Source organism: Chitinivorax tropicus, assembly GCF_014202905.1.
Classification (GTDB): Bacteria; Pseudomonadota; Gammaproteobacteria; order Burkholderiales; family SCOH01; genus Chitinivorax; species Chitinivorax tropicus.
The window spans coordinates 1-2,849 of the sequence record NZ_JACHHY010000064.1 but is presented as its reverse complement, the minus strand read 5'-3'; the positions used below and the strand labels follow the sequence as shown (position 1 = coordinate 2,849).

Here is a 2,849-nt window from a genome sequence, read left to right as displayed (position 1 = left end):
GCCGAGGTGCTGGGGGTCGAGCGCGTCGGGCGACACGATAGTTTCTTTGCGCTCGGCGGCCATTCGCTGCTGGCGTTGACCTTGTTGGAGCGGATGCGGCAGGCCGGGTGGGCGGTGTCGGTGAAGACTTTATTCCAGCAGCCGGTGCTGGCCGATTTTGCACTGGCCTTGGCCGAGGAGGCGGTGCCGATGGTGGTGGTGCCGCCCAATGGCATCGCGCCCGGTTGCACGCAGATCACGCCGCAGATGCTGCCCTTGGTGACGTTGACACCAGCACAGCTGGCGGCCATTGCTGAGCAGGTGCCGGGGGGGATGGCCAATATCCAGGATATCTATCCGCTCGCGCCCTTGCAGGAGGGGATTTTGTTCCACCATCGGTTGCAGCCGGTGGGGGATGCCTATGTCGCCACCAATCTGTTGGCCTTCCCGGATCAGGCGACCTTGCAGGCGTTCATCGCGGCCTTGAATGTGGTGATCGCCCGCCATGACAGCTTGCGCACGGCGGTGCTGTGGCAGCATTTGCCCGAGCCGGTGCAGGTGGTGTGGCGGACGGCGACCTTGACGGTGGAGTGGGTGACGCCGCCGCCGGATACGGTCGATCTGGCCACCTGGTTGTCGGATCAGGTCGATCCGACCCACTATCGTATCGATGTCCAGCAGGCGCCGATGTTGCGGGCCTTGGCGGTGGTGGAGACCGTCGGCCAGCGGGTGTTGTTGCAGTTGCCGGGGCATCATCTGATCCTCGATCACACGACCTTGGGTTTGATCATGGCGGAGGTCGCGTCGATCCAGGCTGGGCAGCAGGCCAGCCTGCCGCCGTCGGTGCCGTTCCGGCAGTTCGTGGCGCAGGCTCGGCTGGGGGTCAGTCCGGCGGAGCATGAGGCGTTCTTCCGTGCGCAGCTGGACGCGATCGATGAGCCGACGGCACCGTTCGGTCTGTTGGATGTCCAGGGCACCGGAGCACAGGTGCGTGAGGTCCGTCAGCCGCTGGCGGCAGAGTTGGCCCAGGCCATCCGGCAGCAGGCCCGTCGCCATCGGGTGAGTGCAGCCGCTTTGTGCCATCTGGCCTGGGCCTTGGTGCTCGCCCGTACCAGTGGCCGTGAGGAGGTGGTGTTCGGGACGGTGTTGTTTGGCCGCATGCAGGCCGGCGCAGGGGCGGATCGGGCCTTGGGCTTGTTCATCAATACCTTGCCGCTACGTCTCTCGTTGGCCGGACAGTCGGTGGCAACGGCCTTGCAGGCGACGCAGGCGGCGCTGACGGCTTTGCTCAGGCATGAGCATGCCAGTCTGGCGCTGGCCCAGCGGTGCAGCGGGCTGCCTGCCGGGACGCCGTTGTTCACCAATCTCTTCAATTATCGTTACAGCCCGGCGCTGGCTGCCGATCAGCTGCCCTGGCCGGGGGTGACTTGGCTGGGTGGGCAGGAGCGTACCAATTATCCCGTGAGTCTGTCGGTGGATGATCTGGGTGAGGGGTTCAGTCTGGCGGCTCAGAGTGTGGTGTCGCTGGCCACCGAGCGCTTGTGCACGTATATGACCTTGGCGCTGACTGAGTTGACCCAGGCGCTGGCCGAGGCGCCGCAGACGGCGCTGGCGCGGTTGACGTTGCTGTCACCGGCGGAGCAGCAGCAGTTGCAGGTGTGGGGGGGCCAGGCCACCCGCTATCCGACTGTGCCGCCGCTGCATGTCTTGTTCGAGGCGCAGGTGGCGGCCCAGCCCGCTGCGATTGCGCTGGTCTGCGGGGAGACGACGCTCAGTTATCAGGCTTTGGCGGCGCAGGCCAATCAGTTGGCGCATCGCTTGCTGGCGCAGGGGATCGGGCGCGAGGCGCGGGTCGGTATTGCCCTGCCGCGCAGTGTCGAGCTGGTGGTGGCGCTGTTGGCGGTGTTGAAGGCCGGGGCTGCCTATGTGCCGCTCGACCCGGACTATCCGACTGAGCGGCTGGCCTATATGCTGGCCGATGCCCAGCTGGGGTTGGTGTTGACCGAGACTGCGCTGCTGCCGCAGCTGCCGATCCCGGCCACGCTGCCCGTGTGGTGTCTGGATGCGCTGCCCGAGGCGGATCATCCCTCCACCGCACCGGCTGTCACGGTGCATCCGCAGCAGTTGGCGTATGTCATCTATACCTCTGGCTCGACGGGTCGGCCCAAGGGGGTGGCGGTGGCGCAACAAGCCTTTACTGAACATGTTCTGATCAGTGCCGACTTCTCCAGCCTGTCCGCAAATGACCGCATGCTGCAATTTTCGACACTCAACTTCGATGGCTTCATCGAGCAGATGTTCCCGCCCCTGGTGGTAGGGGCCGCCGTCGTACTGCGCGGGCCGGAGATGTGGAGCGCTGAACGTTTCCATCACGAGTTGCTCGATAAACGGATCACCATCGCGGACCTGCCAACTGCTTACTGGTTTGCCATGGCCCAAAGCTTTGCCAATGCCGGACACACCGATTATGGCCACCTACGCGAAATGCACATGGGGGGAGAGGCCATGCCGCCAGAGGGGCTGCTGGCTTGGCAGAAGGCCGGTCTGCAACATGTCAAGCTGCTGAACACCTATGGCCCGACCGAGTGCATCGTCGTATCAACCACCTTGGATTGCCAGGCTTATCTGGATGGCCGGTCACCGATTCCTTCCATCATGCCGATCGGCAGCCCATTGCCAGGCCGTACCCTATATGTCTTGGATTCGAATCTGAATCTGGTACCGCCGGATATTCCTGGCGAACTGTATATCGGCGGCAAGCTGCATGCCCGGGGATATCTGAACCGTGCCGCGCTGTCCGCCGAGCGCTTCATCGCCGACCCCTTCGACCCGCACGGGGGTCGCCTCTACCGCACCGGTGATCTGGTGCG

1 protein-coding gene is annotated in these 2,849 nt (G+C 64.7%); it reads left to right on the top strand.

Features of this window, described 5'->3' with window-relative positions:
- Positions 1-2,849 (top strand): non-ribosomal peptide synthetase (locus HNQ59_RS19195; RefSeq protein ID WP_184042000.1); only part of this gene is annotated, 2,849 nt, incomplete at both ends.